This window comes from Pectobacterium sp. PL64 (genome assembly GCF_022477975.1).
GTDB lineage: Bacteria > Pseudomonadota > Gammaproteobacteria > Enterobacterales > Enterobacteriaceae > Pectobacterium > Pectobacterium jejuense.
Genome location: NZ_CP092070.1, coordinates 3,927,559 through 3,952,697 on the forward strand (window position 1 = coordinate 3,927,559; position 25,139 = coordinate 3,952,697).

At 51.6% G+C, this 25,139-nt stretch carries 27 protein-coding genes; 11 read left to right on the forward strand and 16 right to left on the reverse strand.

Annotated elements, in window-relative coordinates:
• Positions 1–69 precede the first annotated feature (69 nt).
• From rpsG to HP572_RS17650, 6 genes are all read right to left on the reverse strand, one after another.
• Positions 70–540 carry a 30S ribosomal protein S7 gene (gene rpsG, locus HP572_RS17625; RefSeq protein ID WP_009111198.1) on the reverse strand — a complete coding sequence of 157 codons (471 nt, stop codon included), beginning with the start codon at positions 538–540 and terminating at the stop codon, positions 70–72.
• A gap of 96 nt (positions 541–636) precedes the next feature.
• Positions 637–1,011, reverse strand: coding sequence for a 30S ribosomal protein S12 (gene rpsL, locus HP572_RS17630; RefSeq protein WP_005969567.1), 375 nt, complete (start codon positions 1,009–1,011; stop codon positions 637–639).
• 131 nt (positions 1,012–1,142) lie between these two features.
• Complete coding sequence (gene tusB, locus HP572_RS17635) at positions 1,143–1,430, reverse strand: sulfurtransferase complex subunit TusB (RefSeq protein ID WP_240583872.1); 288 nt, start codon at positions 1,428–1,430, stop codon at positions 1,143–1,145.
• Positions 1,431–1,448: 18 nt separating this feature from the next.
• Entirely contained in the window at positions 1,449–1,808 is a 360-nt protein-coding gene (gene tusC, locus HP572_RS17640) for a sulfurtransferase complex subunit TusC (protein ID WP_240583873.1), read from the reverse strand.
• A gap of 9 nt (positions 1,809–1,817) precedes the next feature.
• Positions 1,818–2,207: a sulfurtransferase complex subunit TusD gene (tusD, locus tag HP572_RS17645; protein ID WP_240583874.1), complete on the reverse strand. Its 390-nt coding sequence runs from the start codon at positions 2,205–2,207 to the stop codon at positions 1,818–1,820.
• On the reverse strand, positions 2,207–2,929 hold the full coding sequence (locus HP572_RS17650; RefSeq protein WP_240583875.1) for a transcriptional regulator: 723 nt from the start codon (positions 2,927–2,929) through the stop codon (positions 2,207–2,209). The genes tusD and HP572_RS17650 overlap by 1 nt, the downstream gene beginning before the upstream one ends.
• 371 nt (positions 2,930–3,300) lie before the next feature.
• On the opposite strand from HP572_RS17650, the gene eptA reads away from it, so the two are divergent.
• From eptA to pmrB, 3 genes are read left to right on the forward strand one after another with little or no spacing between them, the layout of a single operon-like run.
• The gene (eptA, locus tag HP572_RS17655; protein ID WP_240583876.1) at positions 3,301–4,947 is read left to right on the forward strand and encodes a phosphoethanolamine transferase EptA; all 1,647 of its coding nucleotides are present in this window, start codon (positions 3,301–3,303) and stop codon (positions 4,945–4,947) included.
• Positions 4,944–5,612, forward strand: a complete 669-nt coding sequence (gene pmrA / locus HP572_RS17660) for a two-component system response regulator PmrA (RefSeq protein ID WP_240583877.1) — start codon at positions 4,944–4,946, stop codon at positions 5,610–5,612. Before eptA ends, pmrA begins: the two co-directional genes overlap by 4 nt.
• Positions 5,609–6,703, forward strand: coding sequence for a two-component system sensor histidine kinase PmrB (pmrB, locus tag HP572_RS17665; protein ID WP_205555213.1), 1,095 nt, complete (start codon positions 5,609–5,611; stop codon positions 6,701–6,703). Before pmrA ends, pmrB begins: the two co-directional genes overlap by 4 nt.
• A 73-nt stretch (positions 6,704–6,776) precedes the next feature.
• On the opposite strand, the gene HP572_RS17670 is transcribed toward pmrB, so the two are convergent.
• Positions 6,777–7,580: a YggS family pyridoxal phosphate-dependent enzyme gene (locus HP572_RS17670; protein WP_240583878.1), complete on the reverse strand. Its 804-nt coding sequence runs from the start codon at positions 7,578–7,580 to the stop codon at positions 6,777–6,779.
• A 103-nt stretch (positions 7,581–7,683) separates the two neighbouring features.
• Here HP572_RS17670 and HP572_RS17675 point away from each other — a divergent pair, with 103 nt between their 5' ends.
• Positions 7,684–9,177, forward strand: coding sequence for a PLP-dependent aminotransferase family protein (locus HP572_RS17675; RefSeq protein ID WP_240583879.1), 1,494 nt, complete (start codon positions 7,684–7,686; stop codon positions 9,175–9,177).
• A 143-nt stretch (positions 9,178–9,320) separates the two neighbouring features.
• Here the strand turns inward: HP572_RS17675 and fkpA are convergent, their stop codons facing one another.
• A complete protein-coding gene (gene fkpA / locus HP572_RS17680) occupies positions 9,321–10,139 on the reverse strand; it encodes an FKBP-type peptidyl-prolyl cis-trans isomerase (protein WP_205555216.1) in 819 nt (272 codons plus the stop codon).
• Positions 10,140–10,421: 282 nt separating this feature from the next.
• Between fkpA and HP572_RS17685 the strand changes: the two genes are divergently transcribed.
• Positions 10,422–10,640, forward strand: coding sequence for a protein SlyX (locus HP572_RS17685; protein ID WP_010277499.1), 219 nt, complete (start codon positions 10,422–10,424; stop codon positions 10,638–10,640).
• A gap of 109 nt (positions 10,641–10,749) precedes the next feature.
• On the opposite strand, the gene slyD is transcribed toward HP572_RS17685, so the two are convergent.
• The 4 genes from slyD to kefG form a co-directional block, all read right to left on the reverse strand.
• Positions 10,750–11,334 (reverse strand): peptidylprolyl isomerase, encoded by a 585-nt coding sequence (gene slyD / locus HP572_RS17690; RefSeq protein WP_010277503.1) that lies wholly within the window; start codon positions 11,332–11,334, stop codon positions 10,750–10,752.
• 120 nt (positions 11,335–11,454) lie between these two features.
• Entirely contained in the window at positions 11,455–11,649 is a 195-nt protein-coding gene (locus HP572_RS17695) for a YheV family putative zinc ribbon protein (protein ID WP_240583880.1), read from the reverse strand.
• 62 nt (positions 11,650–11,711) lie between these two features.
• Complete coding sequence (gene kefB / locus HP572_RS17700; RefSeq protein WP_039320306.1) at positions 11,712–13,523, reverse strand: glutathione-regulated potassium-efflux system protein KefB; 1,812 nt, start codon at positions 13,521–13,523, stop codon at positions 11,712–11,714.
• Position 13,524: 1 nt separating this feature from the next.
• Positions 13,525–14,076 carry a glutathione-regulated potassium-efflux system ancillary protein KefG gene (gene kefG / locus HP572_RS17705; RefSeq protein ID WP_240585778.1) on the reverse strand — a complete coding sequence of 184 codons (552 nt, stop codon included), beginning with the start codon at positions 14,074–14,076 and terminating at the stop codon, positions 13,525–13,527.
• A 125-nt stretch (positions 14,077–14,201) separates the two neighbouring features.
• On the opposite strand from kefG, the gene HP572_RS17710 reads away from it, so the two are divergent.
• A complete protein-coding gene (locus HP572_RS17710; protein WP_240583881.1) occupies positions 14,202–16,115 on the forward strand; it encodes an ABC transporter ATP-binding protein in 1,914 nt (637 codons plus the stop codon).
• A 61-nt stretch (positions 16,116–16,176) separates the two neighbouring features.
• Here the strand turns inward: HP572_RS17710 and HP572_RS17715 are convergent, their stop codons facing one another.
• Positions 16,177–16,779 (reverse strand): LysE family translocator, encoded by a 603-nt coding sequence (locus tag HP572_RS17715; protein WP_240583882.1) that lies wholly within the window; start codon positions 16,777–16,779, stop codon positions 16,177–16,179.
• Between the two features lie 106 nt (positions 16,780–16,885).
• Between HP572_RS17715 and HP572_RS17720 the strand changes: the two genes are divergently transcribed.
• From HP572_RS17720 to HP572_RS17730, 3 genes are all read left to right on the forward strand, one after another.
• Positions 16,886–17,926 (forward strand): hydrolase, encoded by a 1,041-nt coding sequence (locus tag HP572_RS17720; protein WP_240583883.1) that lies wholly within the window; start codon positions 16,886–16,888, stop codon positions 17,924–17,926.
• The gene (locus HP572_RS17725) at positions 17,923–18,159 is read left to right on the forward strand and encodes a YheU family protein (RefSeq protein WP_010277524.1); all 237 of its coding nucleotides are present in this window, start codon (positions 17,923–17,925) and stop codon (positions 18,157–18,159) included. The genes HP572_RS17720 and HP572_RS17725 overlap by 4 nt, the downstream gene beginning before the upstream one ends.
• 124 nt (positions 18,160–18,283) lie before the next feature.
• Complete coding sequence (locus HP572_RS17730) at positions 18,284–19,153, forward strand: phosphoribulokinase (protein ID WP_048262707.1); 870 nt, start codon at positions 18,284–18,286, stop codon at positions 19,151–19,153.
• A 113-nt stretch (positions 19,154–19,266) separates the two neighbouring features.
• Here HP572_RS17730 and HP572_RS17735 read toward each other — a convergent pair whose 3' ends face one another.
• A complete protein-coding gene (locus HP572_RS17735) occupies positions 19,267–19,674 on the reverse strand; it encodes an OsmC family protein (RefSeq protein ID WP_240583884.1) in 408 nt (135 codons plus the stop codon).
• A gap of 375 nt (positions 19,675–20,049) precedes the next feature.
• On the opposite strand from HP572_RS17735, the gene crp reads away from it, so the two are divergent.
• A complete protein-coding gene (gene crp / locus HP572_RS17740) occupies positions 20,050–20,682 on the forward strand; it encodes a cAMP-activated global transcriptional regulator CRP (RefSeq protein ID WP_004090925.1) in 633 nt (210 codons plus the stop codon).
• Positions 20,683–20,911: 229 nt separating this feature from the next.
• On the opposite strand, the gene HP572_RS17745 is transcribed toward crp, so the two are convergent.
• Positions 20,912–22,138, reverse strand: a complete 1,227-nt coding sequence (locus HP572_RS17745; RefSeq protein WP_240583885.1) for an aspartate aminotransferase family protein — start codon at positions 22,136–22,138, stop codon at positions 20,912–20,914.
• A 119-nt stretch (positions 22,139–22,257) separates the two neighbouring features.
• Positions 22,258–22,833 (reverse strand): aminodeoxychorismate synthase component II, encoded by a 576-nt coding sequence (locus tag HP572_RS17750; RefSeq protein ID WP_240585779.1) that lies wholly within the window; start codon positions 22,831–22,833, stop codon positions 22,258–22,260.
• A 681-nt stretch (positions 22,834–23,514) separates the two neighbouring features.
• Here HP572_RS17750 and pelA point away from each other — a divergent pair.
• Positions 23,515–24,639: a pectate lyase PelA gene (pelA, locus tag HP572_RS17755; protein ID WP_240583886.1), complete on the forward strand. Its 1,125-nt coding sequence runs from the start codon at positions 23,515–23,517 to the stop codon at positions 24,637–24,639.
• The last annotated feature ends 500 nt before the right edge of the window (positions 24,640–25,139 follow it).

Consider the following 25,139-nt stretch of genomic DNA (forward strand, 5'->3'; position numbering starts at 1 on the left):
AATTTAGTTAACCCAAGCGGGCTGGCTATTTTTAGCGCCCGCTTGGTTAGCATGACTACAGCGAAGGGATTACCAACGGTAGTGAGCGAACGCCTTGTTAGCTTCGGCCATACGGTGAACGTCTTCACGTTTCTTAACAGCAGTACCTTTGTTTTCTGCTGCATCAGAAAGTTCGTTCGCCAGGCGCAGAGCCATAGATTTATCACCGCGTTTACGAGCAGCTTCTACGATCCAACGCATTGCCAACGCATTACGACGAACCGGACGGACTTCTACTGGTACCTGATAAGTAGAACCACCAACGCGGCGCGACTTAACTTCGACAGTCGGGCGAACGTTGTCCAGAGCTACTTCAAAAGCTTCCAGATGATCTTTACCAGAACGCTGAGCCAGGGTCTCCAGCGCGGTATAGACGATTGCTTCAGCAGTAGATTTTTTACCATCTACCATCAGGATGTTTACAAATTTGGCCAGCAGTTCTGATCCGAACTTAGGATCCGGCAGAATTTTACGTTGACCAATGACGCGACGACGTGGCATGGAAATACTCCGTTGTTAATTCAGGATTGTCCAAAACTCTACGAGTTTAGTTTGACATTTAAGTTAAAACGTTTGGCCTTACTTAACGGAGAACCATTAAGCCTTTGGCTTCTTCACGCCGTATTTGGAACGGGATTGCTTACGGTCTTTAACACCTGAGCAGTCCAGCGCGCCACGAACGGTGTGGTAACGCACACCTGGCAGGTCTTTAACACGACCGCCACGGATCAGGATCACGGAGTGCTCCTGCAGGTTATGACCTTCACCACCGATATAGGAGGTAACTTCAAAACCGTTGGTTAAACGAACACGACATACTTTACGCAGTGCGGAGTTCGGTTTTTTAGGGGTAGTAGTATATACACGAGTACATACACCACGTTTCTGCGGGCATGCTTCCAGCGCCGGAACGTTGCTTTTAGCAGCCTTCAGGGAGCGTGGTTTGCGTACCAGCTGGTTAATCGTTGCCATTCAAAAAGCTCCTGGGTTTTGCTTCGTAAACACGTAATAAATCGCCTCATGTTTGCGCAAGGCAAAGTATGAGGACGCAGAATTTTAGGGCTGGCAGTGGAAGGAGTCAAGAAATATACAAAAATTCGGCGTTACCACGCGAGTTGCTGCGGGTGCTCCACTGTCAGTTGAACAAACTGATTATAGTCAATGAGTGTCACATTGTTTGAAATTTGTTCAGTCATTCCTCTTGCCGCTGTATCAGGCTGGAGCGCGTAGAGAAGAACCGCTGAATCAAGAAGACGCTGAATAATATCTCCACCCGCCAGCGCAGCGATAACACCGTCTTGCAATAAGACCAACGCATCACCCTGATCCAAACTGTGCAAGAGTGCATCCAGGTCAACGTGATAAGGAGAACGTGAGAGCGTATGCAGCATAAAAGAGGAAATCCGTCGCTAGAATGAAAGGATGGAATGATAATCGCCCAACTTACTGCGCCATGCTTGCGGCGCTAATAGCTCTACATCCAAAACCCAGTCCGTATCGATACTCAACCCACGCTGGCGCGCAGAAGTCTCACACAGATAACACGCGTCGATATCGTACAACGGCAGCACGCCAAACGTTGCGATGTAATTACGCATCAAAATCTTTTCCGGCTGTTGATGCGGCAGCAGTTGCAGTACGCCATCACCAACAAAAAATACGCCAATCTCTTCCGTCAGTGCTGACATCGCCAATAGCGCATCTAGCCCTTCTCGCCCGGAAGCACTCCCATGTGGAGAATGCGTAAAAACAAATGCGACTCGCTTCATAACGCTACCTTAAAACTGAATAACCCGATCGCAGGTCAGCACCGATTGCGCCAACTCCCCCAGCCCGCTCAGAACAAAGCCGGGTTGCAGGTTCGCGCCCGCAAGGTTGAGCTGAGTCGCTTGCTGCGCGTCGGTCACACCTCTGCGTAATGCCGCGGCGACACAGACATTCAGCGCCACCTGATGCGTTTTACCCAACTGCTGCCAGGCGCGGACAAGATCAAACTCATCATTAGCGGGTGACGTTAGCTGGTTGGCATTCAACACGCCCTCGCGATAGAAGAACACACTTTTCAGTCTGTGCCCTTCAGCCAACAGCGCCTGTGCAAACTGCAACGCGCTGCTTGCCTGCTGTGTGCCATAAGCCGGGCCTGTCACCAGCAAACAGTAACTCAACATTAACGTTCGTGCCCGCTGAAGTCGCCGCTTTTGAATTGACGAATATAAAGGTAGACCGTGTGTTTGGAGATATTGAGGCGTTCGGCGACCTGGTTGATGGCGTCTTTAATATCAAAGATGCCTTTCTCATACAGGCTCAGTACGATTTGGCGATTTTTCGCATTATTGGAGACGTTGCGATCCGCATTGACTTCCTCAATCGAAAATTCCAGCGTTTGTGCCACAAGATCATCAACGGATGACGCAAAGTTAACGGAAGAGGCGGCATCGTGCGTTTCAGGTGGAATAAAGGTCTGCACAATCTGGGAGAAAGGCACATCCAAATTCATGTTGATACACAGCAGCCCAATCACACGCTGCTCGCGATTGCGAATGGCAATCGTCACTGATTTCATCAACACGCCGCTTTTTGCGCGGGTAAAATAGGCTTTCGACACGCTGCTATCTTCACCTGCCATGTCATGCAGCATGCGCAATGCAAGATCCGTAATCGGCGAGCCAATCTTCCTACCAGTATGTTCTCCATTGGCAATACGCACGGCAGAACATTTAAGATCCTCAAGCGAGTGCAACACAATCTCACAATGCTCGCCAATCAACATGGCCAAGCCATCAACCACCGCTTCATACGATTTCAGGATCTCATAGTCCGTTTGACTGAAAGGACGTTCATCCAGCAAATCAAGCTCATAAGATTCGCCAGATACAAGCGAATTAGACATGGCAGACACCACCCTCAACGTCATTATCCCCCCAATAATTCGAGCTGCGTGACAAAACGTTAGCGTTTTGAACAACGCTCTGCGTTGACCCTTTAGGGCAAGGCCCATTTATGGCCTTGTAACGCAGCAACCGCGCAAATCCCCAGGAGCTTACTCAGGTAAGTGACTGGGGTGAGTAAGGGCGGCCAACGCACAAGCAGCTTGAAGTATGACGGGTCTATTTATTTTGTATTGACAAGGGACACAGTCTAGCAAATGTCCACACTCGCGTCCCTGAATTTCACGGGCTACCTCTTAAGGTTGCATTAATTTAATCCCGCTAGAGTCAGCGTCTTCTTTCCTCTCCATCATGGAAATCACGAGAGACGTGTATGAAAAAACGAATACCGATGGGCAGACCACACCTGAGCAGCATCACGTTCGTGCTGATATTTTCTGCCTTTATTACTCTGGTCCAGAACATTGCCTACTATCGCCAGACGCTGCAACTGCTGGACATGGCAGACTGGATTAATATCCCTTTCTTTCTCAGCATGCCCGTTGTGATTTTCGCGGTGCTGAATATCATTTTCACGCTTCTGGCAGTACCTTATCTGCGTAAGGGCGTCATTGTTCTTTTCCTGCTGACCGGTGCCGCAGCGCAATACTTTATGCTGAACTACGGCATTATCATTGACCGCACTATGATCCAGAATATCCTGGAGACAACAGCTGGCGAATCCTTTTCACTGCTGACGCCACAGCTTGTCGCCTGGGTATTCTTTATTGGCGTCATTCCTGCGGCGCTCGCCGTCTGGATAAAAATAAAGCCCGCCAAGCCGACAGCGCTCTATATTGGCATGCGCTTTCTTAGCGTCATTATTTCGTTATTCGCCATTTTATCCGTCGCGGCATTCTTTTATAAAGATTACGCCTCGTTCATGCGTAATAACAAAGAGTTGGTAAAAGCGATTACGCCCAGCAATATTGTGGCGGCCAGTTTGTCCTACCATAAACATAGTGTGCTGGCTAATTTGCCTCTAGAGCAAATTGGTCTGGATGCCCACAAAGCGGCCCCACCATCCCCGACGGCAAAAAAGAATCTGGTTATTCTGGTGGTTGGCGAGACATCCCGGGCGCAAAACTTTTCGCTGGGCGGCTACGGGAAAGAAACGAATCCGCTGCTGGCAAAAGACAATGTGGTTTATTTTGAAAACACCTCATCGTGCGGTACCTCAACGGGCGTCTCTGTTCCCTGCATGTTCTCCAACATGCCGCGCCAGAGTTTTAACGGCGATGTAGCCAGCCATCAGGAAGGGCTGCTGGATATATTACAGCGGGCAAAGGTTAACGTACTTTGGCAAGAAAATGACGGCGGCTGCAAAGATGCCTGTACACGAGTGCCAACGGTTGATGTGACATCATTAAAGCTGCCGGGATTATGCACCAACGGCGAATGCCACGATGAAGCGTTATTCCACGGCGTCGAAGACTATATTAACAAGCTCGATAACGACGGAATTATCGTATTACATACGATAGGCAGCCACGGCCCGAGCTATTACCAGCGCTACCCTGACGCCTTTAAGAAATTTACGCCAACGTGCGATACCAATCAGATTCAAACCTGTACGCAGGAAGCGCTGACCAATACGTATGACAATACGATCCTGTATGTCGATTTTGTTCTGGATAAAGCGATCAATTTACTGAAACAGCATCAGGATAAATTTAATACGTCGCTGGTTTACCTGTCCGACCACGGCGAATCGTTAGGGGAAAACGGCATCTACCTGCACAGCATGCCTTACTCAATTGCGCCGAAGCAGCAAACGCACGTACCGATGTTGATGTGGTTATCAACGGGTTACCTGCAGCAACAGGGCATTCAGGACACCTGTCTGCGCCAGAACGCAAAACAGCTGGATTACTCGCAAGATAATCTTTTCCATACCATACTGGGGATGTTTACTATCGCCACGAAAGAATATCAGCCTCAGCTCGATATCCTTCATCCGTGCAGGGACAAGGCAACGTGAAATTATTGATTGTTGAAGACGATAAGCTGTTGCAGGAAGGATTATTATTGGCGTTGAGTCATGAAGGCTATGCCTGCGATTGCGCAGGCTCGGCCAAAGAAGCGGATGCGCTCATCAGCAGTGCGCATTACAGTCTGGTTATTCTCGATCTTGGCTTACCGGATGAAGACGGACTCACCCTGCTCTCGCGCTGGCGTAAGAATCATTACCAGCATCCCGTACTCATCTTAACGGCGCGGGATAAGGTAAACGATCGCGTCAGCGGGCTGGATGTCGGCGCAGACGATTACCTTGCCAAACCTTTCGCCCTAACGGAATTACAGGCGCGCGTACGCGCGCTGATTCGCCGCCATCAGGGTTCAAGCAACAGCACAATACAGGTCGACAACATTACGTTGGACTTAAACAATCAACAGGTGTTACTGGACGGCAAGCCAGTGGTGCTGACGCCAAAAGAGTTTGCGATCCTGTCCCGTCTGGTGTTGAAAGCCGGTTCTCAGGTACATCGCGAGGTTCTGCATCAGGATATCTACGCCTGGAACGACGACCCGTCCTCCAATTCGCTGGAAGTGCATATCCATAATCTGCGTCACAAGATAGGGAAAGACCGCATCCGGACCCTGCGAGGTTTTGGCTATCTGCTAACTAAAGGTGAACAGCCATGAAGAGCGATGCCGACACCGTTACCAGCATGCGTCGTCGTTTGGTGCTGGCACTGGGCGGCATCCTGCTCGTCTGTCAGATGATCAGCGTATTCTGGCTTTGGCACGAAAGCGAAGAGCAGATCGGCCTGCTGGTTGATAAATCCCTGAGCGCCAGCGCTCAGAACATGCAGATCGATCAAGAGATCAATGAGGCGATCGCCTCGCTCAGTATCCCAAGTCTGGTGATGGTCATCCTGACATTGCTCATGTGCTTTCAGGCGGTCAGTTGGATCACCCGTCCGCTTTCCCGCCTACAGGAAGAATTGCAGGATCGCACAGCGGAAAACCTGGAGCCGCTGCCACAGCAGAGTGACATTAAAGAAATCGCGGCTGTCACCCATACCATCAACCAGCTTTTTCAACGTCTGGACGAAACGTTGAAACGCGACAGGCAATTTACTGCGGATGTTGCTCATGAATTACGAACCCCGCTATCCGGTATTCGGCTGCACCTCGAACTGCACCAGCAGCAACATCAGATTGACTGTAGTTCGCTCATCAAACGCATTGATAAAATGGTGAAAACGGTGGAGCAGCTTTTGCTGCTTGCGCGTGTCGGGCAAGAGTTTTCAGCGGGTCATCACCAAAATGTCGCGTTCCTGAAAGACGTCATTTTTCCTATGCAGGATGAACTGGCCGAGATGCTACAAAAACGCCAGCAGACGCTGAAATGGATATTGCCACCAGAAGATATCACTCTGCGCGGCGATGCAACGTTGCTCCAGCTACTGCTACGCAATCTAGTAGAAAACGCCTATCGCTATAGCCCGGAAGCCAGCCAGATCGCCGTGAGTCTGAGCACGCCGCAACATATTGAACTACAGGTTGAGGATGAGGGACCGGGGATCGACGAAAGCAAAGTCGGTGAATTGAGTAAGGCGTTCGTTCGCATGGATAGCCGCTATGGCGGTATCGGCCTCGGGCTAAGTATCGTGACGCGCATTGCTCAGTTGCACGATGGAAAATTTTTCCTCTGCAACCGGCCGCAACGTTCCGGTGCACTTGCTCGCGTGGTGCTCACCGCCCCTGAAAAATCCCTGGATGAGGCCTGAAGAGCAACGGGTCGAAGTCAGTAAGAGTAGAGAAGCGTCATACATAGGAATCGTCCTATGATTTTTAAGACGGTCATTCTGTAATGGCGCTATCAGGCCAGTAATAGCTATCTGGCAGAGGGCGAGCGCCAAAGATTGCCTGACCGACGCGTACCACGGTAGCACCTTCCTCAATGGCTATTTCAAAATCGCCGGACATCCCCATGGATAATTCATCCAACTCAATGCCAACCGGAAGGTTTTGCTGCAACCGATCGCGTAACTGGCGCAGCCGTATAAAACACTGGCGCACACGTTCGGCCTCGCTGGAGAACAGCGCCAGCGTCATGAACCCACGCACGCGTAGCGCAGAAAATGCGGGAAGCGCCTGAATGAACGCGGGGACATCCTCAGGTGACAAGCCGTATTTGCTGGCTTCACCGGAGGTGTTCACCTGCACAAATACATCCAGCGAGCGCCCTTCAATCTGCAAGCGACGATCCAGCGCTTCAGCCAGCCGCAGACTGTCCAACGCTTGAAACTCGGTAGCGAAGCGTGCCACCAGCTTAGCCTTGTTGGTTTGCAGGTGACCAATGACGGACCACTGTAAATCGGTTAAATCCTGCATGGCTTCCCATTTACGGAATGCCTCCTGCACCTTATTTTCACCCAATATCCGACAACCAGCCGCATGAGCCATACGCAGGCGACTTTCGGGCTTGGTCTTGCTGACGGGCAGCAGCCGCACTGTTGCAGGATCGCGCCCAACGCGCTGACAAGCGGCTGTGATGCGAGCCTGAACTGCCGCCAGATTGAGTTGGAAATCGTCAACCGTGACAGCATCGGGATAGCAGCCGTGCCTGTCGTGGCGAGTTTGTGTATCGGAGGATGTCGACATCAGCGTCACTCCTGACGAAGAAGATGAATGGATTGTGAAACGTATTTATAGATTTAAAATAGCTGGATGTCCCCCACCATTTTCCTGATAAGAGGCAGACCAATTGTTCAAACACGCCCAGCTTGAATCGGTCAAGGCCTGGATTGGCGACCCCGCACAAGGTGCCCTACCCTTACACGCCCGCATCCAGCGAGCGATTCGCCAGTTAATCCTCGATGGCATTCTTGATGTGGGTAAGCCCTTACCCGCCTCACGCGCACTGGCTACATCGCTGGGAGTATCGCGTGATACGGTCGAATCGGCTTACAGCCAGCTGCATGCAGAAGGATTTATCGAACGCCGCGTCGGCAGCGGCAGTTTCGTGTCGGAGCGGGCAAAGCGTCTGCCGGGACGTGGCAAAGCCCGAAAAACGGGAGAGAGCAAAGCAGCACTGCGCCTCAGTCAACGCGGCAGTGCTATGTTCCAGAATGGTGGCGTTCGCGACTTCATCATCCCGCGCGCGTTCGCGCCCGGCGTACCAGAAACCCGCAGCTTTCCCCTCCAAACATGGGAACGGCTAGAACGACAGGTGCTAAAGGAATATGGCACGCGGGCGCTGCTACACAGCCCACCGCAGGGCGTGGAAGCGCTGAGACGCGCCATCGCAGATTATGTCAATCTTGAACGGGGAGCTCGTGCCACGCCCGATCGCGTACTGGTGCTGACCAGTTCCCAGCAAGCACTCACCCTGTGTGCGACGGTATTGCTGGATGCTGGCGATCCGATCTTCCTTGAAGATCCCGTGTACCATGGCGCACGCAAGGCATTCGAAGCCGCCGGACTTGCCTGTGTGCCGATCCCATTGGATGCCGATGGTTTGCAGGTCGAGCACCTGCTTGAGGCAAGTCATGCGCACAATACGCCCGCGAAAGCCGTGTTTCTGACGCCCTCACACCAGTTCCCCACTGGCGCGACGCTGGCACTGGATCGGCGGCTGGCCGTGATTGAATGGGCCTGGCAGCATCAGAGTTGGATAATTGAAGACGACTACGACAGCGAGTTCCACTACGCGGGCAAACCTACCGCCTGCGTGCAGGGGCTCGACGCGCACGATCGAACCATCTATATCGGCACCTTCACCAAATCGCTGTTTCCCGGCCTGCGCATCGGCTACATGGTACTGCCACCGCAGTTGGTTGCCCCGATGACTGTGGCCCGCACGCTGATGGATGGGCACAGCGCGCCTATTCCACAGCTCACGCTGGCGCGTTTTATCGAAGGAGGCCACTTCGGTGCCTATGTCCGCACGATGCGCGCCGTTTATGCGGAACGCCGCGATGTGCTGGCACGGCTGGTACGTCACCACCTGGCTGACTTCGTGGAGCCACGAGTGCCGGCCGGAGGCATGCAGATGCCCTGTATCTTCATCCGTGACATCTCTGAACACGACGCGGTGGAATCCGCGCGTCGGGCCGGTATCGATCTGCTCGGGCTGACAGCACTGTATGCCTCGGGCCAACATCAAGCTGGTTTCCTCATGGGATTTGCTGCCCACGCACCGCATGAACTGGAAACGGCAGTCAAGACGTTGGCGAAGGTGCTACGCGCGCTGTGCTGATGATGGGTGATAGAGATTGGTGGTAGATGACAGATAGGTGCCGTCACGGTTAACGGGAAAGGGATTCAATCGCAGGGAAGTGATGGTGAAACAAAAAAAACCGCAGGTCGCAGCCTGCGGTTATAGCGCCATTATCGCGATGCTTATTTAGCCGCTTTCGCTTCGGCTGCTGGTTTTTCAGCTTTCGCATCATCTGCTGCTTTCAGATCAGCTTCAGATTTAATGTCCAGCAGTTCAACGTCAAACACCAGCGTGGAGTTAGCCGGAATGCCAGGCACGCCGTTCTCGCCATAGGCCAGAGCCGGTGGGATAGCAAGCTTGATTTTGCCGCCTTTCTTAACGTGCTTCAGACCTTCAGTCCAGCCTGGGATCACGCCGTCCAGACGGAAAGAAAGTGGCTCACCGCGTTTGTAGGAGTTGTCGAACTCGCTACCGTCAACCAGCGTACCTTTGTAGTTAACGACTACAGTATCGCTGTCTTTCGGTGCGTTACCGCTACCTTCTTTCTCAACCTGATACAGAAGGCCAGATTCAGTTTTCTTCACGCCTTTTTCTTTGGCGAAGGACTCAAGATACTTAGCGCCTTTATCCGCGTTATCTTTCGCATCTTGCTTCATCTTGGCTTCAGCAGCGGCTTTCACTTTACCTTCAAAGCCTTGCAGCGTTTTCTCGATTTCTTCGTCAGTCAGCTTGCTCTTATCAGCAAAGGCATCCTGAACGCCAGCAATCAGCTGATCTTTATCCAGTTTGATACCTAATTTTTCTTGCTCTTTCAGAGAGTTATCCATGTAACGCCCTAAAGATGCACCTAACGCATAAGCTGCTGCCTGCTCATCGTTCTTGAATTTGGCTGCCGCAGTGGTGTCAGATGCCTGCGCTTTGTCTGCCGCCAGAGCCTGGCCTGCGTTCAGAGCCAGAGCCATCGTTGTTGCTAACAGCGTTACTTTAAACAGTGATTTCATCCATTTCTCCAGCATCTGGAGCGACGCGCTCCAGCCATCATTAAAATAAATTCGCGCCTACTATAACTGTGCGGACGAAGACAACACAACGACGCACGCGACAATCCTTTGATAAAAAACGTCAGGAAGCTTTTCTGACATCATTTGTGTCGTCCTAAGGCCTTCTGGCAACGATATGCCCCGATCCGGATAGTGCATTGCGCCCTACTGCGACCGTTTTTACTACCAGAAGTTTCCGCTTTCTGACAAACTCGCGGGTAACAAGAAGTAAGGGGAATACCGATGTCACCATCAGCACTTGAAGAACGGCTCGAACAGTTGGAAAGCCGACAGGCTTTTCAGGAATTAACCATAGAAGAACTTAACCAAACGGTTATTCAACACGAGCGGGAAATTAGCCGCCTGCGTGAACATGTCCGTCTACTCACCGACCGGCTGCGCAGCCAGCAAACCTCGCTCGTTGCCCCTCAGTCGGAAGAAACGCCGCCGCCGCATTACTGAGATTCGCGCCCGTTATATCGGCGCTCACCACCGTCCAGATATAAACACAAATAAAAAAACCTCAGGTGATCTTCATCAACCTGAGGTTTCTTTTATGCGCTACGACTAATTAGTGGCAGCCGCATCCACCGTTGCCGCCGCAGCCGCCTTTACCGTGCTGGTGACCGTGATCGTGGTCATGATCATGGCCGTGACCGCCACAGCAGCCGTCGCCGTGTTCATGGTCGTGTTCGCCGTGAACGTGACCGTGCGCCAGCTCTTCTTCCGTCGCTTCGCGGATAGCAACAACTTCAACGTTGAAGCTCAGGTTTTGGCCTGCCAGCATGTGGTTGCCGTCGACAACAACGTGGTCGTCTTCAACTTCGGTGATTTCAACTGGTACTGGACCCTGATCGGTCTCAGCCAGGAAACGCATGCCAACCTGCAGCTCGTCAACGCCCATAAAGACATCTTTCGGTACGCGCTGAACCAGATTCTCATCATAGTTGCCGTAAGCGTCGCTGGAACCGATGTTCACATCAAACTTCGCGCCAGCCTCACGGCCTTCCAACGCTTTTTCCAGGCCAGAAATCAGGGAACCGTGACCATGCAGATAGTCCAACGGCGCGCTCACCGGAGACTCATCAACCAACACACCGTCTTCTGTACGTACCTGATAGGCCAGGCTGACCACCAGATCTTTTGCTACTTTCATGATATCTCCTACCGTTGGAAATCAAACTGGCGCAAATTGTAGCTGAAAAATGTCCCTATGTACCGTCTGGAATCAAAAAACGTCTACGGTTGGTGACAATGCCACCACGACACTCATCCCTCATTCTGGCCGGAAGATCCCGATAATCTCGTTAGACTGCGGGGCAGATGCCGTCGCAGGTTCCTCTGTCTGGCTCTGGCGATATCCGCACTTCACGCACACCACAACCTCAACGTCATCTTCTCGTCCAACGGCAAGCGTATCCTGAGCCTGACACGTCGGGCACACAGCCCCTGCAATAAAGCGTTTACGCATGATAACTCCCATTCTTCGCCGTTCCAGCATCTGTAAAGAACTCCAATAGGCGTTATTGGTTCTTACTCGTCGTCCTCATCCCATACACTCGGCCGACGTCGCTCGCGCAGCATTTCTCGCTGGAAAATATCCTCCAGCTCACGGCGAGCCTCTTTCACACGAGAGATTTGCGCGACATCCCCCGTCAACTGCGGCATCAGTTCACGCAGCATGCGCATATCCAGACGGCGGAAATGCTGTTGTGCACGCATCGCCTGATGGGGGTGCATGCCCACCGTCACCAGCGTTTTCCGCCCTAGCTCCAGCGCACTGGAAAAGGTTTCACGCGAGAAATGTCTTACGCCTGTTTGTAACAGCTCATGAGCTTCAACACGCCCACGTGCCCGTGCCAGAATCTCCAGATTTGGAAAGTGTTGCTGACAGAGATGCACAATCTCCATCGTATCTTCTGGCGCATTACAGGTGATCACAATGGAGCGAGCCTTATCCGCGCCCGCCGAGCGCAGCAGTTCCAGTTCAGTAGCATCACCATAATAAACCTTATAACCATAGCTGCGCATCAGGCTCACGGCGCTGATATCACGCTCCAGAACCGTAATCCGCATTTTGTTCGCCATTAATAAGCGACCAATCACCTGTCCGAAACGCCCGAAGCCCACCACGATCACCTGCGGCTCGTCATCCTCGACATACGGTTTCTCATCCGGCACATCCTGCACGTTGTAACGACGTACCAGAATGCGGTCGATCAACTGCATCAGCAACGGCGTCGTCATCATGGATAGCGTCACCGTCACCAGCAACAGCGGCAGTTGCTCGCCTTTCAATACGTTGAATGACGCCGCAGCGGAAAACAGAACGAAAGCGAACTCACCGCCCTGACTCAGCACCCCGGCAAACTGCAAGCGCTCGGAGCGGCGCATACGATTAATTCGCGCAAGGAAATACAGTACGGCCGCTTTCACTGCCACCAGCACCAGCACCGCAACCATAATCTTCACGATGTGGGTGTAGAGGATCCCAAGATTCAGCGCCATGCCTACAGAGATAAAGAACAGCCCAAGCAGCAGGCCTTTGAACGGCTCAATGGCAATTTCCAATTCATGCCGATATTCGCTTTCCGCCAGCAGAATACCGGCGATAAAGGTGCCTAACGCCATGGAAAGCCCTAATGCTTCCATAAACAGCGCAGAGCCGAGCACCAGCAACAGCGCGGCGGCGGTGAACACCTCGCGCACGCCGGATGCCGCAATAAAACGGAACAACGGACGCACCAGATAGCGACCGCCGATTAGCATGCCGAGAAACGCGGCAACCTTCAGCCCAATCCGTTCCCAATCGCCGAAATCCCCCTGCACACCAGCCAGAATCGGGATCAGCGCCAGCGCAGGGATAACGGCCAAATCCTGAAACAGCAGAACAGAGAAGCCCAACTGTCCCGACTCATTGCGGTTCATGCCCTTTTCGCGCATCAGCTGCAGCGCCATGGCCGTTGACGACATCGCCAACCCCACGCCGCCAATCAGCGCGGACTGCCACGAGAAATCCGTCAGATACAGGGCTCCGCCTAAAATCAGCGCACTCAGTCCAACCTGAGCCGCCCCAACGCCAAAGATCGAGCGGCGCAGCGTCCAGAGTTTGGACGGATTCAGTTCCAAGCCAATGATGAACATCAGGAAAACGACGCCCAGCTCAGAGAAATGCAGGATGGCTTCCACATCACGGATAAAGCCAAGCCCCCACGGGCCAATGGCGATCCCAGCGATCAAATAGCCCAGTACGGCACCAATTCCTAATCGGGCAGCAATCGGTACAGCTACTACCGCCACAAACAAAAACAAGACTCCGGCGGTCAGTAGCGCAGAACTCTCCATATTAGCGTTCCTCTTCAGGTAAAGGGGAGGATAGCCATTCACCGTAAGCTTTGGCTTGATTCAACAACACATCGGGCTGTAACCGACGCGCCCAGTAAATAATCATGGGGTGCATCCAATGCATACGGCACATTGCTGCCGTCAGCTCAAACGGACGTAGCAAATCGTCCATCGGGTAGCGATTGCTCCCGTCAACGTGGTAGGCATCTTCCGGCTCACCCGTTGTAATCACCGAACGCCAGTATTTCCCCGCCAGCGCATTCCCGCCGATCCCATTGGCAAAACCACGGGATAACACCCTATCGAGCCACTCTTTCAGCAAAGCCGGGCAACTATAGGTATAAAACGGATGTTGGAAAACAATGACCTGATGCTCACGCAGCAGCTGTTGCTCATGATGAATATCGATAAAAAAGTCAGGATAGTGTGCGTAAAGATCGTGCACAGTTACATTCGCCAACTGCTGAGCCGGTTGCAATAAGAGCCGGTTCGCTACCGAGTCCTGTGGTTCCGGATGGGCATACAGCAGCAAAATCTTCGGTGGCTGCGACATCATTCCCCTCCAAAGCGTCGTCATAATAATCGTTTTCCGTTACCATGCAGCGCAACGACTAAAAACAGGGCACCGCGTGTCCTGATATGTCCATAATTTAACATACTCTGAACATACGGCGCTTTATGATTGTTTTCTCTTCGCTGCAAATTCGACGTGGTGTGCGCGTTCTGATCGACAACGCGACAGCAACGGTTAATCCCGGCCAGAAAGTCGGCCTGGTTGGCAAAAACGGCTGTGGTAAATCTACACTGCTGTCATTACTGAAAGGCGAAATCAGCGCCGACGGTGGCAGTGCGACCTTCCCGCAAAACTGGTCACTGGCCTGGGTCAATCAGGAAACGCCTGCGTTGGATAAACCCGCGCTGGACTACGTGATTGACGGCGACCGTGAGTTTCGCCAGTTGGAAGCCGCGTTGCAGACCGCCAACGAAGAAAACGATGGCAACGCCATTGCCACGCTGCACGGCAAGCTGGATGCCATTCAGGCCTGGACGATTCAGGCCAGAGCATCAAGCCTGCTAAACGGGCTAGGATTTTCTCAGTCACAGTTGCAACAGCCCGTCAGTGCTTTTTCCGGCGGCTGGCGGATGCGTTTGAATCTGGCACAGGCGCTGATCTGTCGTTCAGACCTGCTGTTACTGGATGAACCGACCAACCACCTCGATCTGGATGCGGTCATCTGGCTGGAAAAATGGCTGAAAAACTATGCCGGCACGCTGGTCCTGATCTCGCACGACCGTGATTTCCTCGATCCGGTGGTGACCAAGATTCTGCACATTGAGCAGCAGTCGCTCAATGAGTACACGGGTAACTACTCCTCGTTTGAACGCCAGCGCGCCACCCGTCTTGCACAGCAGCAATCGCTCTATGAACATCAGCAGGAGCGCGTCGCGCATCTGCAACACTACATCGACCGCTTTCGCGCACAAGCGACCAAAGCCAAGCAGGCACAAAGCCGGATAAAAATGCTGGAACGCATGGAGATGATTGCGCCAGCGCATGTCGATAACCCTTTCCGCTTCAGTTTTCGCGCCCCGGAGTCGTTGCCCAATCCACTGATGAAGATGGAAAAGGTCAGCGCAGGCTACAACGACAAGCCGATTCTGGAATCCATTAAACTCAATTTAGTGCCGGGTTCCCGCATCGGGCTGCTCGGCCATAACGGTGCGGGTAAATCTACGCTGATCAAACTGCTTGCTGGCACGCTCGCCCCGCTGAAAGGGGAAATTGGGCTGGCAAAAGGTGTGAAGCTCGGTTATTTCGCCCAGCACCAGTTAGAGTTTCTACGTGCGGACGAATCACCCTTGCAGCACCTGGTGCGTCTGGCAGAGCGGGAAACGGAACAGCAGCTGCGCGACTACCTCGGCGGCTTCGGTTTTCAGGGCGACAAAGTCACCGAGATCACCGAGCGCTTCTCCGGTGGCGAGAAAGCCCGTCTGGTGCTGGCACTGATCGTCTGGCAGCGCCCGAACCTCCTGCTGCTCGACGAACCGACCAACCACCTCGATCTGGATATGCGTCAGGCGTTGACCGAAGCGTTAATCGATTTTGAAGGCGCGCTGGTTGTCGTCTCGCACGATCGACACCTGATCCGTTCTACTACGGACGATCTCTATCTGGTACACGACCAAAAAGTAGAACCATTTGACGGCGATTTGGAAGATTACCAGCAGTGGCTGGTCGGCCTGCAACGTCAGGAAAATGCAGCCGATGAAGCGCCAAAAGAAAATACGGCCAACAGCGCGCAAGGCAGAAAAGATCAGAAACGCCGCGAAGCCGAGTTGAGAACGCAAACGCAGCCGCTGCGCAAACAGATAACCAAGCTTGAACAGCAAATGGAAAAGCTGGGAGAAACGCTGGCAGCGCTGGAAGCTCGGCTGGCGGACAGTGCCATCTACGACATCAGCCGCAAGGCCGAACTCACCGACTGCCTGCAACAGCAAACCAAAGTCAAAATCGAGCTGGAAGAAACGGAGCTATCCTGGCTGGATGCGCAGGAACAGCTAGAGCAGATGATGCAGAGCGATTCGCTTTGATATTAGTTGCCTGAAAAAGAGTCGCGAGCGAAAAACCGCTCGCGACGTTATCAACGAAGCCTTAATGCCAAATCAACAGCACGCAGGCGGCGGTCAGCAGCCCCATTGACACATTAAAGATAATCCACGCTTTCTTACTGCGCAGCAGTCGTCCAATCATCGTGCCAAATCCGAGCCAGATGACGCCGGACACCAGATTGACGAGCACAATCCCGATGCTTATCGCGATCACGGACTGGTTATAGCCTTCCCCCGCCAGACTAAAGCTGGCAACCGCGCCCAGCGCCATGAGCCACGCTTTCGGGTTCAGAAATTGCAGCAACCACCCTTGATAGAGCCGGATCGGCTGGGGCGGCGCAACGGACGCTTCCAGTCGTTCGTAAGCCGCCGTGGCGATTTTCCACGCCAGCCAGAGCAGATAGGCGCTACCGAGAACTTTCAGAATAAAGTGCAGCGAAGGGTAAATCAGAATCAAACCACCGACACCGAATGCCACCAGCAGCAAAATGCTCTGCATGCCCAGCATGATGCCGATCATCAGCCACAGTGAACGCATAAAGCCAAAATTCGCGCCCGAGGTGGTCAACAGCATATTATTCGGCCCTGGTGTGATGGCCGCTACCCACAAAAACCCCAACATCGAAAGAAATAAACTCAGTTCCATTATTTGTGGGCGCTCCTGACCCAAATGTCGTACCAACTGGCAGCATTGAAGCTAACAGTGTGATATTGATCGTACAAGAGCCGACAACAAGATTTCTATATCCTTTATGTATGACCATTTTCGTCCGCTAAGCGGCGCTCATAACCCACATCTGCAAACGCTATTACCGCGTCTGATCCGCCGTCATGCGCAATTCTCGCCAGTCTGGCAGTCACTGGAATTACCGGACGGCGATTTCGTCGATCTGGCCTGGAGCGAAGCCCCTGAACAGGCGCGGCACAAACCGCGCGTGGTGCTGTTCCACGGGCTAGAAGGCAGCTTTCATAGCCCCTACGCTCACGGCCTGCTGCATGCCTGTCAGCAGCGCGGCTGGCTGGCCGTCATCATGCATTTCCGCGGATGCAGCGGTAAACCCAACCGGATGAAGCGTATTTATCACTCCGGCGAAACCAGCGATGCCAGCTATTTCTTGCGCTGGATGCAGGAGACGCTGGGCGATGTGCCTACCGCCGCCATCGGCGTATCTCTCGGCGGTAACATGCTGGCCTACCTGCTCGCGCAGCAAGGTGAAGCCTGTTCCCTGTCCGCGGCCATCATTGTTTCCGCGCCACTGATGCTCGAGCCCTGTAGCCGTCGGATGGAACAAGGTTTCTCCCGCGTCTATCAGCATTACCTGCTGCGCCTGTTGAAACAAAACGCCGGCCGCAAGCTGGCGGCGTATCCAGATACATTGCCAATTCAGCTACCGCAGTTGAAGCGAATCCGCCAACTGCGGGAGTTTGATGACGTCATTACCTCACGTATCCACGGCTTCCGCGATGCGGCCGACTACTATCGACGCTGTAGCGCTCTGCCACTATTGCCTCAGATACGTAAACCGCTGCTCATCATCCATGCGAAGGACGATCCTTTCATGACATCAGAGGTGATTCCCGATCTGTCTCAGTTACCGTCTAATATTGAGTATCAGCTAACGGAGCATGGCGGGCATGTTGGCTTCGTCGGCGGAACGTTGCTGAAACCGGAAATGTGGCTGGAACAGCGCATTCCCAACTGGCTTAGCCCATTTTTGGACCAGGTCAGCGACTCTTTTTCTTCAGGAACCGTTTTTACTCAGGAACCCTTTGAATCAGGAAACATAGCGTGATTATTCCCTGGCAACAGCTCGATCCAGAAACGCTGGATAACATCATCGAATCCTTCGTCCTGCGGGAAGGCACCGATTATGGCGAACAGGAGCGTTCGCTGGCACAGAAAGTGGAAGATATCCGCGGCCAACTCCAATCTGGCGAGGTGGTGTTGGTGTGGTCTGAGTTACATGAAACTCTCAATATCATGCCGCGTAACCAGCTCAATTCCGGAGGGCATGCCCCTTATTGAGCACGCCGAAAGTCGTGAAAGAACGCGCCAAACATGCTAACAATGATGACAATTACGTCTTTTTTGAGGATGCGCGCAGGCCTTCGGTCTACGCGGGCATCGCGATCACGGAGTCACGCACCTTATGTCACATCAGCATCCGATTATTGCGGTTACCGGCTCCAGCGGAGCGGGAACCACGACAACCAGTCTGGCCTTCCGTAAGATTTTCCAGCAGTTTGATCTGCGTGCCGCCCAGTTAGAAGGCGATAGCTTTCACCGCTATACCCGTCCGGAAATGGATATGGCGATTCGTAAAGCGCGTGATTTAGGACGCCACATCAGTTATTTCGGCCCGGAAGCGAATGATTTCAGCCTGCTGGAACAGTCGTTTATTGAATATGGCCTGCACGGGCGCGGCCAGACGCGTAAATACCTTCACACCTACGATGAAGCGATTCCCTATAATCAGGTTCCCGGAACGTTCACGCCGTGGGAACCAATGCCGGAACCCACCGATATCCTGTTCTATGAAGGACTGCACGGCGGCGTGGTCACCGAGCAAAACGACGTGGCACAGCATGTGGATTTACTCGTCGGCGTGGTACCGATCGTCAACCTGGAATGGATTCAAAAGCTGATTCGTGACGTCAATGAGCGCGGCCACTCGCGTGAAGCAGTGATGGATTCCGTCGTCCGCTCAATGGAAGACTACATCACCTATATCACGCCACAGTTCTCTCGCACCCACATCAACTTCCAGCGCGTGCCTACCGTGGACACCTCCAACCCGTTCGCCGCCAAGTCGATTCCTTCACTGGACGAAAGCTTCGTCGTGATTCACTTTCAGGGATTGGATAATATTGATTATCCCTATCTGCTCGCCATGTTGCAGGGTTCCTTTATCTCCCACATCAACACGCTGGTCGTTCCCGGCGGGAAAATGGGGTTGGCGATGGAATTAATCATGGCGCCGCTGGTACAGCGGTTAATTGAAGGGAAAACCATCGAATAAGCATCGAGATACACGGGGCGACCACAGGGGTGAGGCCTCCCTACGGGAACCTCCCCCTGTGTTTCCCCTAATAACAGGCTTAAGTGACCAGAATTAGTGCCCAGAGACAGGGGTTATGCCAGCACCCTAATTTCGTGGCTGTGCGTCACCTCAACGGCTTTGCCCAGCATCAGTGCGACAGAGCAGTATTTTTCCGCCGACAGTGCAACGGCTCGCTCGACAACTTTGTCGGTCAATCCTTTTCCCGTCACGATAAAATGCAGATTGATGTGGGTAAATAAACGCGGCGCGTCAGACCGACGCTCTGACGTTAATTTCACTTCGCAATCCGCGACATCGTTGCGGCCTTTTTGCAGAATCGATACCACATCAATCGCGCTGCATCCGCCTACAGACATCAACACCATTTCCATCGGACTCGGCGCTTTATCACCGGAATTGCCGTCCATCAATATCTGATGCCCTGATGCGGATTCGCCCAAAAACGTTAAGCATTCAACCCATTTTACCCGTGCCTGCATGATGCCTCTCCACTAAAAATTTTTTGAAAATTTATACCGTTACTGTACAAAAACCAGCGTTAATCAGCGCTTTGTCATGCTGAAGCGAGACAACACAAGACACGTCCTTAAAGCTGTGTTAAAACGAAAATAGAATAGACCTTTTCTGGACAAACCCAGAAACGAAGAAGATGATGACCTGGCCAGACATACCCCAGCCATGTTTACGGTGCGGCAAGGCAGCAACCGGAAAATAAAGGGTACAGAGGTTTCAGTATATTCCCTGACGTCATTCTGCCTAGACTGAATTTTATTTTTTTAGCAGTTAAACACGCCGTACAGGGAACTCTGACCCCTGTAATTTGCGCAGTGAATTACAACAGAGGATGATAGCGAATGGTTCTCGGCAAACCGCAAACAGACCCAACTCTCGAATGGTTCCTTTCCCATTGTCATATTCACAAGTATCCATCGAAGAGCACGCTGATTCACCAAGGTGAAAAAGCAGAAACGCTTTACTACATCGTGAAAGGCTCTGTCGCAGTGCTAATCAAAGATGAAGAAGGCAAGGAAATGATTCTCTCCTACCTCAATCAGGGCGATTTTATCGGCGAGCTCGGCCTGTTTGAAGAAGGTCAGGAACGCAGCGCCTGGGTTCGGGCAAAAACTGCCTGTGAAGTGGCTGAAATTTCCTATAAAAAATTCCGCCAGCTCATCCAGGTTAACCCGGATATCCTCATGCGTCTGTCTGCGCAAATGGCAAGCAGACTTCAGGTTACCTCTGAGAAAGTCGGCAACCTCGCCTTCCTTGATGTGACCGGCCGTATTGCCCAAACCCTACTCAACCTGGCCAAACAACCTGATGCCATGACGCATCCAGATGGCATGCAAATAAAAATTACTCGTCAGGAAATTGGGCAAATCGTTGGCTGCTCGCGTGAAACCGTGGGCCGCATTCTGAAAATGTTAGAAGACCAGAACCTGATCTCTGCACACGGTAAAACGATTGTCGTTTACGGCACTCGCTAAGCCCCTGTCGCGGTACCCTACCAATAAAAAAGCGTGAAGCCTCGGCCTCACGCTTTTTTTATGGCGAACATCCTGCTCGCCACCCTGCGGGCCGTCGCAAGCGACGTTGAAAAACGTTCCCTACGTTTTTTTATGGCGAGCGTCCTGCTCACCACCCTACGGGCCGTCGCAAAACGACGTTGAAAAACGTTCCCTACGTTTTTTTATAGCTGATCTTTTAAGAACAGAGTCAGTTTGCTGCGTTAACGACCTGCGCGACGGCTTTGGCGAATTTGGCCATCCCTTGCACAATATCGTCTTCATTAATGATCAAAGACGGTACAAAGCGGATCACATTCGGCCCAGCCATCAGTACCATAAGCCCCTGAGCCGTTGCCGCCGCCAGAAACTCGCCTGCACGACCGTGCCATTGCGGTTTCAGTTCCGCGCCCAACAGCAACCCCATACCGCGAACCTGTTCGAATACACCGTACTGCTGATTGATTTTCTCAAGCTCACTGACAAAGCGATCGTGGCGATCCGCCACGCCTGACAGCACTTCCGGCGTGTTGATAATATCCAGCGCGGCTTCCGCCACCGCACAGGCCAGCGGATTGCCGCCATAGGTGGTGCCGTGTACACCAACCGTCATGGCCGATGCGATCTCTTCCGTCGTCAGCATCGCGCTAATTGGGAAACCACCGCCCAAGGCTTTAGCCGTTGTGAGAATATCCGGCGTAATGCCGTAGTGCATGTAGCTGAATAGTTTGCCAGTACGCCCCATTCCGCTCTGCACTTCATCAAACACCAGTAGCGCCTTGTGCTGATCGCACAGATCGCGAACGCCTTGTAAAAACTCAGGCGTAGCAGGCGTAATCCCCCCTTCACCCTGAATCGGCTCCAGCACGACTGCACAGGTGTGATCGTCCATCACCGCTTTAACCGCAGCCAGATCGTTGAAGGGAACATGAACAATATCCGCAGGCTTAGGTCCGAAACCGTCGGCATATTTAGGCTGTCCGCCGACCGAGACGGTGAACAGCGTCCGACCATGGAATGCATTGTAGAAGGAGATGATCTTGGTTTTATACGGACTATGGCGTTTAACCGCATAGTGACGCGCCAGCTTAAAGGCCGCTTCGTTAGCCTCAGCACCGGAGTTAACAAAGAACACGCGGTCGGCAAAAGTAGCATCAATCAATTTGCTGGCGAGGCGTAGCGCAGGCTCATTAGTGAAAATATTGCTGGTGTGCCACAGCTTTTCACCCTGCTGCTGCAACGCATTCACCAATGCAGGATGGCAGTGACCCAGCGCCGTAACCGCAATACCACCGGAAAAATCGATATACTCGCGGCCGTCCTGATCCCAGACGCGGCTCCCTTTACCTTTCACGGGTACAAACTTCGCGGGTGCATAAACTGGCAAAATCACTTTATCGTGAGTATCCCGTGTCACTGCTTTCTGCTCTGCTGCCATTTGCTGCCTCACTCTGCTGCCCATCATGTCGGAATGAAAATATAGTCAATAAATATGCATAAAAAATCAATTACAGGCAATATTAAATCGGCTACTGAGGAGAATAACTTTCTATATAGCTAAATTTTAAGGAAATTATCCAAAAGCTGATGCCCTTGCTGGCTAAGAATGCTCTCTGGGTGAAACTGAACCCCTTCCAGCGGCAATATGCGATGGCGGATCCCCATAATCTCATCACGCTTCCCTTCATGCTCGCTCCAGGCCGTGACTTCAAAGCAATCGGGTAGCGAGGCGGAATCAATAATGAGTGAATGGTAACGGGTGACCGTCAAAGGCTGAGCCAACCCCGTGAAAACCCCCGTATCGCTATGCGCAATCGCTGAGGTTTTCCCGTGCATGACCTGTCGTGCCCGCACCACGCGCGCGCCGAACGCCTGTCCCATCGCCTGATGGCCAAGACACACGCCCAAAATAGGCAACTTATCGGCAAAGTGACGAATGGCCGCCAGTGAAATGCCCGCCTCGTCCGGCGTACAAGGGCCCGGTGAAATGACCAACCGCTCAGGCGCAAGCTGTTCAATCTCACGCAGCGTCAGTTCATCATTACGCTTCACCACAACCTGCGCGCCAAGCTCACAAAAGTATTGGTAAAGGTTGTAGGTAAAGGAGTCGTAGTTATCGATAATTAGCAGCATAGTCATTGCACTGTTAGTCGGAAAAATCCGTACTAACATACATGAAATCCGCGCCAGGTACCCCCCTCGTTACCATCAAAGACAAGGGGTCGCTCTTACCATTTAAGAAATTAGCATGATAATCATTTCATCGATCATAAATCATTTATTTCATCAGTAAATATCTTTATTAATAGGCCTTATTTATTATCCCTACCCACAGTAAACGCATTACCTTGAAATTATTTCTAACAAAAAAAATAATAAATTAAAACCACCTATGAATTAATTCATATTTTTTAAAAAAGGCAGGATGGCGAGAAGATTAGCTTTAAAGTGATATTCTTGATGACGATCACAATTGCTAAGAAAGCGAATAAACCACGCATGTTAGATGGATAAAAAATAAAGAATCCAGATTGAAAAAACACATATTAAAAAACATAAACCAATGAATTTAAATGATTTAAATGGAAATTGGTTTCTATTTAAAAGTAATAGACACAAATCCTCTCAGTTGTCCTCTGTTATTTAATTAATATATTTAACGCCCCATCTTGTATTGTTTATTTTTTCTGTTAACACTTAGCTCGGCTTTATAGACAAACTTTGGTTTCATTTTTGTTGAAACAGCCTTTTTTTATTACACAGGGTGTGTAGTGATAAATACCCAAAAAAATTCTATGTCAAGGAGAGTACATAATGAAATACCTACTGCCTTCTGCAGCCGCTGGGCTGTTGCTGATCGCTGCCCAACCGACAATGGCGGCAAATACGGGAGGTTATGCCACCACTGACGGCGGCGACGTTTCCGGTGCTGTGAAAAAAACCGCACGCTCTCTGCAAGAGATCGTCGATATCATTGAAGCCGCGAAAAAGGACTCAAGCGGTAAAGCAGTCAAAGGCGGCGCCTACCCGCTCGTCATTACCTATAACGGTAATGAAGATGCGCTAATCAAAGCGGCTGAGGCTAACATCTGCGGCCAATGGAGCAAAGATCCGCGCGGTGTAGAAATCAAAGAGTTCACCAAAGGGATCACCATCCTCGGTACCAATGGTTCTTCCGCTAACTTCGGTATCTGGATAGTTAACTCTTCCAACGTTATCGTGCGTAACATGCGCTTCGGCTATATGCCGGGCGGTGCAAAAGATGGCGATGCCATCCGTATTGATAACACACCGAACGTCTGGATCGACCACAACGAGATCTTCGCCAAGAATTTCGAATGTGCTGGTACGCCAGACAACGACACGACCTTTGAATCAGCGGTTGATATCAAGAAAGCCTCAACCAACGTCACCGTGTCGTACAACTATATCCATGGCGTGAAAAAGGTAGGGTTGAGCGGCTCAAGCAACACAGATACCGGTCGTAACCTGACTTACCATCACAATATTTACAGCGATGTTAACTCACGTCTGCCGCTGCAACGTGGTGGTCAAGTGCATGCTTATAACAACCTGTATGACGGTATCAAAAGTTCAGGCTTTAACGTCCGTCAGAAAGGGATCGCACTGATCGAAAGCAACTGGTTCGAAAATGCACTCAACCCAGTGACCGCACGTAACGACGATTCCAACTTCGGTACCTGGGAACTCCGTAACAACAACATTACCAGCCCATCTGATTTTGCTAAATACAAGATCACCTGGGGTAAACCATCCACCCCGCACATCAATGCGGATGACTGGAAGAGCACCGGCAAATTCCCTGCCGTCCCGTATAGCTACTCACCAGTTTCCGCACAGTGCGTGAAGGATAAACTGGCAAACTATGCTGGCGTAGGTAAAAACCAGGCAGTCCTGACAGCAGCTAACTGTAAATAAACGCGTTACGCCCGACGCATTCATTCTGCGTCGGGTTCTTCATGAGCGAGTGCTTCGGCCTCGCTCATTTTTAAGAGACCTGCGCAAGATTGTCAGCGTAACTTTCATGAAAACAGACGCATGCTAATGATCATTTAGCCAATAAACCGCGATGAATAATGAGGTCTATTTTTTGCTTATCACATAAAGAAACGCCATATAGTGACTAATAATTATTATTTTTTAACAAACTAAAATTCACGATAAAATTGGATCATCACGTAAACAATATTGAATATGCCTGTGATAGTATATTTTGACTTAAGATGATTTCCTTACACTAGCGGCAGCGATTGCCACAATAAAAATAACCATTTAAAACCCAACCAATAAAGAAACCCGAGTGCATTTATTTTCTGCCAACAAAATAACCTTATGATTTTAGGTTGATTTAAAAGAAAATCGTTTCTCATAAAATCCAAATTATCCAATCATCAGTATTACAAAATGTTTCCAACCTA